The organism is Massilia atriviolacea (assembly GCF_003953935.1).
GTDB lineage: Bacteria > Pseudomonadota > Gammaproteobacteria > Burkholderiales > Burkholderiaceae_D > Telluria_A > Telluria_A atriviolacea.
The window spans coordinates 108,505-114,563 of the sequence record NZ_RXLQ01000020.1 but is presented as its reverse complement, the minus strand read 5'-3'; the positions used below and the strand labels follow the sequence as shown (position 1 = coordinate 114,563).

General features: G+C 62.7%; 6 protein-coding genes. 2 read left to right on the top strand and 4 right to left on the bottom strand.

Going from position 1 to position 6,059, the window contains the following annotated elements:
* The 3 genes from EJB06_RS27375 to EJB06_RS27365 form a co-directional block, all read right to left on the bottom strand.
* Positions 1 to 267: DUF4880 domain-containing protein (locus EJB06_RS27375; protein WP_126077198.1), on the bottom strand; the 267-nt coding region annotated here is incomplete at its 3' end.
* A complete protein-coding gene (locus tag EJB06_RS27370; RefSeq protein WP_126077197.1) occupies positions 264 to 800 on the bottom strand; it encodes a sigma-70 family RNA polymerase sigma factor in 537 nt (178 codons plus the stop codon). The genes EJB06_RS27370 and EJB06_RS27375, both read right to left, overlap by 4 nt.
* A 73-nt stretch (positions 801 to 873) precedes the next feature.
* Positions 874 to 1,785 (bottom strand): NAD(P)H-binding protein, encoded by a 912-nt coding sequence (locus tag EJB06_RS27365; protein WP_229427319.1) that lies wholly within the window; start codon positions 1,783 to 1,785, stop codon positions 874 to 876.
* A gap of 122 nt (positions 1,786 to 1,907) precedes the next feature.
* On the opposite strand from EJB06_RS27365, the gene EJB06_RS27360 reads away from it, so the two are divergent.
* Positions 1,908 to 2,810 carry a LysR substrate-binding domain-containing protein gene (locus EJB06_RS27360; protein WP_126077195.1) on the top strand — a complete coding sequence of 301 codons (903 nt, stop codon included), beginning with the start codon at positions 1,908 to 1,910 and terminating at the stop codon, positions 2,808 to 2,810.
* 77 nt (positions 2,811 to 2,887) lie between these two features.
* Here the strand turns inward: EJB06_RS27360 and EJB06_RS27355 are convergent, their stop codons facing one another.
* The gene (locus EJB06_RS27355) at positions 2,888 to 4,426 is read right to left on the bottom strand and encodes a peptide MFS transporter (protein ID WP_126077194.1); all 1,539 of its coding nucleotides are present in this window, start codon (positions 4,424 to 4,426) and stop codon (positions 2,888 to 2,890) included.
* 253 nt (positions 4,427 to 4,679) lie between these two features.
* Between EJB06_RS27355 and ppnN the strand changes: the two genes are divergently transcribed.
* Positions 4,680 to 6,050 (top strand): nucleotide 5'-monophosphate nucleosidase PpnN, encoded by a 1,371-nt coding sequence (ppnN, locus tag EJB06_RS27350; RefSeq protein WP_126077193.1) that lies wholly within the window; start codon positions 4,680 to 4,682, stop codon positions 6,048 to 6,050.
* Positions 6,051 to 6,059 lie beyond the last annotated feature (9 nt).

Genomic DNA, 6,059 nt, shown 5'->3' with positions numbered 1-6,059 from the left:
GCGGCGCGCGCGTTTGGGCCGCGCTGGCGGCAGCACGGCCCCCAGCGCGGCGCGCGCCGGCCTGGCGCTGCCGCCGGCGTGCGCGCGCACCGCGCCCAGCTGGCCGAGCAGGCCTTCCATGCCTTCGGCGGCGGCCGCGTGGCGCGGGTCGGCCAGCTTCCAGGCGCTGAAGGCCGCGTGCGCGCTGGCGCGTTCGGCCTCGTCGTCGCCGGTGAGGCGCACGATCCATTCGGCCGCTTGCTCGGCGATCGGGTCCCCGGCCCTCATTCGGCCATGGCCGCGCACCGGGCGCGGCAAGCGAGCAGGGCCTGCACCAGGTATTTCTGCACCATGCGCACCGACACGCCCAGGTGGGCGGCGATGGCGGCGTGGGTCTGCTGGTCCAGGTAGTGCAGCAGGAAGGCCTCGCGCGCCTTGGCGGAGATGCCTTGCAGGGCGGCGCCGATCTGCGCCAGCGCTTCCAGCGCCATCAGGGTCTCGTCGGGCGCGGGGGCGAACGGCAGGCTGTCGGCCAGCAGGGCCATTTCGGCCAGGTAGGCCTGTTCCAGCGCCTGGCGGCGCGCGCGGTCGATGATCAGGCGCCTGGCGGTGGTGGTCAGCCAGGCGCGCGGCTGCTCGACCCCGAGCAGGGCGTCGCGCGAGGCGATGATGCGCAAAAAGGTGTCGTGGGCGACATCGGCCGCGTTGTGGGCGCAGCCCAGTTTCCTGCGCAGCCAGCCGAACAGCCAGTCGTGATGGTCGCTATACAGTATGTGTACTGCATGAGCGCGCTGATGCGGAATTGACTCGGCCGCCGACATGACCATCACCTAAAAGAGAATAAGAATTATTCTCATTATAGGCGGATGGAATGCCGATTGGCAACCGTGTGCCTCAGACGAATGCCAGGTCGTGCTGCAGGATCAGGTGGTCGAGCCAGTCGTCGCTGTGGCCGAAGCGGTAGCCCAGCTGGGCGGCGCGCGCGGTATTCATCATGTATTGGGCCGGATAGTCGAAGGGGCTCAGTTCGCCCGCCGCGGCCGCCTGCTTGGCCGGCAGCGCGCGTACCGGCACGTCGAGCAGCATGCCGATGCGCTGCACCAGGTCGAAGGCGGACAGGCCGCCGTCGCAGGCCGCGTTGACCGGTCCCAGGAAATCCTGGGCCCCGGCCCACATCAGGAAGCTGCTGGTGCCCTGGGCGCTCATGAAGGAACTGGCGGCGGCCGCATTCGCATAGCGCAGCGGCGCGTGCTGGCGCACCAGGTCGACGTAGTGGGCCAGGCGCCCGGTAAAGTCTTCGGCCCCGGCCAGCACGTGGCCGATGCGCACCGTCACCAGCGGCAGCGAACCGTCGCGGTATAAATACGCTTCGGCCTGCACCTTGCCCGTGATGTAGCTCTCGGTGGCCAGGCGCGTGTCGTGCCATGGATAGCGGGTGTCGATCGGCTGCGCCAGCATATTGATGTCGTCCTCGCCGAAGGGCGCATCCTGCTGCCCGAGCAGCTCGCGGTAGACGTCGATGGTGGAGGCGACGATATAGCGTTTGACCTTGCCGGCGAAGACCTTGACGGCAATCGCCGCATCCAGCGGGCTGTAACACATCTGGTCGTAGACGATGTCGTAGCCGGCGCAGTTGGCGAAGGCGGTGCGCATGGCGTGCTCGTTGCGGCGGTCGACCTTGATGCGGGAAATGCGCGCGCCGAACGGGTCCGGGGTGTGCCCCCGGGTGGCGATGGTTACCTGGTGACCTGCGTTAAGCAAACGCTGCACCAGCAGCTTGCCGAAGTAGCGGGTACCGCCTATCACCAAAATATTCTTGCGCATTGCATTCCCTTGTTGATCTCAGTATATTTTCTGCTTAGTATGCCGATTCAACAACCGAGAAAAATTAAACCGATGAGTAAGAAAAACTTAGCCATGGGATATGCATGAAGCCCTTGCGCACGCTCTCCGGGCTGGTCGACTTCGACTGCGCGGCGCGCTGGGGAAGTTTTAAACTCGCGGCGCAGGAGCTGCACAAGACGCCGGCGGCGATCAGCCAGCAGGTCAAGCAGCTGGAGGAAAACCTGGGCTTCGCCCTGTTCCTCCGCCATCCGCGCCATGTGACCCTGACCGCCAAGGGGCAGGAACTGGCGGTGGTGGTGGCGCGCATGCTGGGCGAACTGCGCGCCAAGGTCGGCGCCCTGCAAGGCGGTAACGAGGAATCGGTGCTGCGCATCTCGACCACCCATTCCTTCGCCATCAAGTGGCTGGTGCCGCGCATGCACCGGTTTACCAAGCTGTATCCGGAACTCGACATCCGGCTCGATTCGAACGATGCCCAGGTCGACCTGGAAGACGACAGCAACGACGTGGCGGTGCGCTACGGTCCGGTGAGCGACGGCGACCCGGCGCTGCTGTTCCGCGAGCGCCTGATCGCGGTCTACAGTCCCGACCTGCTGGCCCCCGGCCAGACCGAGCTGACCCTGGCCGACCTGCCCAGGTTCCCGCTCCTGTACGAAAATTCCACCGAGTCGTGGCTGCAGCTGCTCAACGAGAACAAGGCCCTGAAGGGTAAATACGATTTCTCGCGCGGCTACAGCCACTGGGGCGTGCTGACGCAGGCGGCGGTGGCGGGGCAGGGGATTGCGCTGGTGGTGTACGGGATCGCCTTCCAGGATATCCTCAAGGGCTCGCTGCGCCAGATCAGCTGCCGCAGCGCGCCGTTCGGCAGCGGCTACCGCTTCATGGTCAACCGCAGCAAGGAGAACATGCCGAAGGTGCAGCGCTTCCGCGCCTGGCTGGTGGCGGAGATGAACGAGATGCAGCGCGCGCTGGACCAGACCATCTGAATAAGCTCTGGTTGAATAACCTCAGGTAAACGACAACGGCGGCCCGCGGGCCGCCGTTGTTCATGGTGCGACTGCGCTTACTTCACGCCGTGCATCAGCTTCTGGATCAACGGTGCGAGCAGGAACAGCAGCACGCCGCCGATCATCAGCCACCAGAAACCCTGGGTGTAGCCGGAGAGCGCCGACGCGATCGACATGCCCGATTCGCCGCTGACATGGCTGGCGAAGATGCCGGACAGGTTGTTGCCGATACCGGTCGAGAGGAACCAGCCGCCCATGCCCAGGCCGACCAGGCGCACCGGCGCCAGCTTGGTGACCATCGACAGGCCGATCGGGGACAGGCACAGCTCGCCGATGGACTGGACCCAGTAGACCGCGAACAGGGTCCAGAACGGGATCTTGCCGTAGGTCGGATCGACCAGGTGGGTCAGCGCGTACATCAGCAGGCCGAAGGCGAGGCCGTTGAAAATGATACCCAGGCCGAATTTGCGCGGAATCGATGGATTGGCGTTGACCTTGCCCATGGCGACCCACACCCAGGCGATGATCGGTGCGCAGGCGATGATGGCGACCGAGTTCACGCTCTGGAACCAGGCGGTCGGGAATTCGCTCATGCCGAACGGCGCGGTGATGAAGGACAGGGCGCCCTTGCGGTCGACGATGCTCTCGGCCAGGAAGGTGAACGAGCTGCCGGCCTGTTCGAAGAACATCCAGAACAGGATATTGAAGGCGAAGATGATCATCATCGCGAAGGTCTTGTCGCGTGCGACCTTGCCGTCGCGGATGCCTTCGGCGACCAGCATGCCGGCCAGGATCAGGAACAGGATGGTCAGGACGATCTGCAGATTGCCGGCGCCGGCCTTGAGCAGGAAGAACATGACAGGGATGACCAGCAGCGCGCCGCCGACCACCATGATCATGCGTTTCGGGCTGTTGTCTTCCGCCGGTGGCGCGCCGATGCCCTTGAGGGTGGCGCGGCCGAAGAAGAACCATACCAGGCTGATCAGCATGCCGATACCGGAAGCGAAGAACACGACCTTATAGGCCGGCATGTCGCCCGTATTGAACACTTTCTGTGCCAGCACCTGGGTAAAGATCGGCGCCAGGAAGGCGCCGGCGTTGATGCCCATGTAGAAAATGGTGAAGCCGGAATCGCGGCGGGTGTCGTTCAGCGTATAGAGCTTGCCGACCATGGTCGAGATGTTCGGTTTGAACAGGCCGTTACCGACGATGATGGTCGCCAGGCCGATCTTGAACACATCTTCGTTCGGCACCGTGATGGCGAACAGGCCGGCCGCCATGAAGGCGGCGCCGATCAGGATCGAGCGCTGGTAGCCGATGACTTTATCGGCGACGTAGCCGCCGAAGACGGCGCCGGCATACACCAGCGCGAGGTAGGAACCATAGGTCAGGTTGGCCGCTTGCTGGCCGCTGGCGTCGCCGCCGTAGAACTGCGTGACTATATAGAGTACGAGTGCCCAACGAATACCGTAGAACGCAAAACGTTCCCAAAATTCGGTCATGAACAACATCCAAAGCGGACTTGGGTGACCCAAGAACTGCTTGAACTCCGGGATTGCGACTTCCTGGTTGGGTGGGGTAGCGGCACCGCTCATGCGGTTTCTCCTGAATATGGTTATGGTTGGATAAAACATATGGTCGGCCGCGGCTCGTGACCCCGGATTTCCAATAGGGTCGCATTTTAATGTAAATCTTCTATGCTCAGCGAATTTTTGCCGGATGTGCTAATTAAGACAAGAAACGAGGCCGCGCAAGCACAGCGGCACTTGGGTCCCCCAAGAGCGGCGAGTTGTCGTATATTGGCGTGGCAGGCTTGTTTGTTACACCGAATCGAAAAGGATTTGTACTATGGAACACGACGTTGTCGATACCCTGATTTCGCCAGAAGGCCAGCTCGAAGTGCTGTCGAAAGCCGAAGTCTTTAAACTGCTCGACACCAGCCAGGGTGGCCTGTATCAAATCTTCCGCAACTGCGCGCTCGCAGTCCTGAACTGCGGCAGCACCATCGACGATGGAAAAGAACTACTGGAACGTTATAAATCCTTTGAAATCAGCATCGTACAGCGAGAGCGCGGCATCAAGCTGGAGATCAAGGGCGCCCCGGCGATCGCTTTCGTCGACGGCAAGATGATCAAGGGGATACACGAGCACCTGTTCGCGGTGCTGCGCGATATCGTTTTCATCAGCAGTGAAGTGACCGACAATCCCAAGTTCGACATGTCGCGCACGGAAGGAATCACCGATTCGGTGTTCCACATCCTGCGCAACGCCGATGTGCTGCAGCCGCAGCGCAATCCGAACCTGGTGGTGTGCTGGGGCGGGCACTCGATCAACCGCATCGAATACAACTACTCGAAGGAAGTCGGCTACCAGATGGGATTGCGCGACCTCGACATCTGCACCGGCTGCGGTCCGGGCGCGATGAAAGGGCCGATGAAAGGCGCCACCATCGGGCACGCCAAGCAGCGCCTGTCGGGCGGGCGTTACCTGGGTATTTCGGAGCCGGGCATTATCGCGGCCGAATCGCCGAATCCGATCGTCAACGACCTGGTGATCATGCCGGATATCGAAAAGCGGCTAGAAGCGTTCGTGCGCACCGGGCACGGGATCATCGTCTTCCCGGGCGGCGCCGGCACGGCCGAGGAAATCCTGTACATCCTCGGCATCCTGCTCCATCCGGATAACGCCGACATGCCGTATCCGCTCATTTTCACGGGGCCGGAAACCTCGCGCGACTACTTCATCCAGATTAACCAGTTCATCGCCGATACCCTGGGCGAGGAAGCGCAGAAGCGCTACAAGATCATCATCGACGATCCGGAACTGGTGGCCAAGGAGATGCAGCTGGGGATCCGCCAGGTGCGCGAATTCCGCAAATCGCGCAGCGACGCCTATTATTTCAACTGGCTGCTCAAGATCGACGAGGAATTCCAGCGCCCGTTCCGGCCGACGCACGAGAACATGCGCAACCTCTCGCTGCACAAGAACCAGGAAAAGCACCTGCTGGCGGCCAACCTGCGGCGCGCGTTTTCGGGCGTGGTGGCGGGGAACGTCAAGGACGAGGGCATCCGGGCGATCGAAAAGTACGGGCACTTCGAAATCCACGGCGATGCCGCCATCATGGGGCCGATGGACGCGCTGCTGGCGTCCTTCGTCGCGCAGAGCCGGATGAAGTTGCCCGGCAAGGCCTACACGCCTTGCTACCGCGTGATTACCTGATCCGCACGG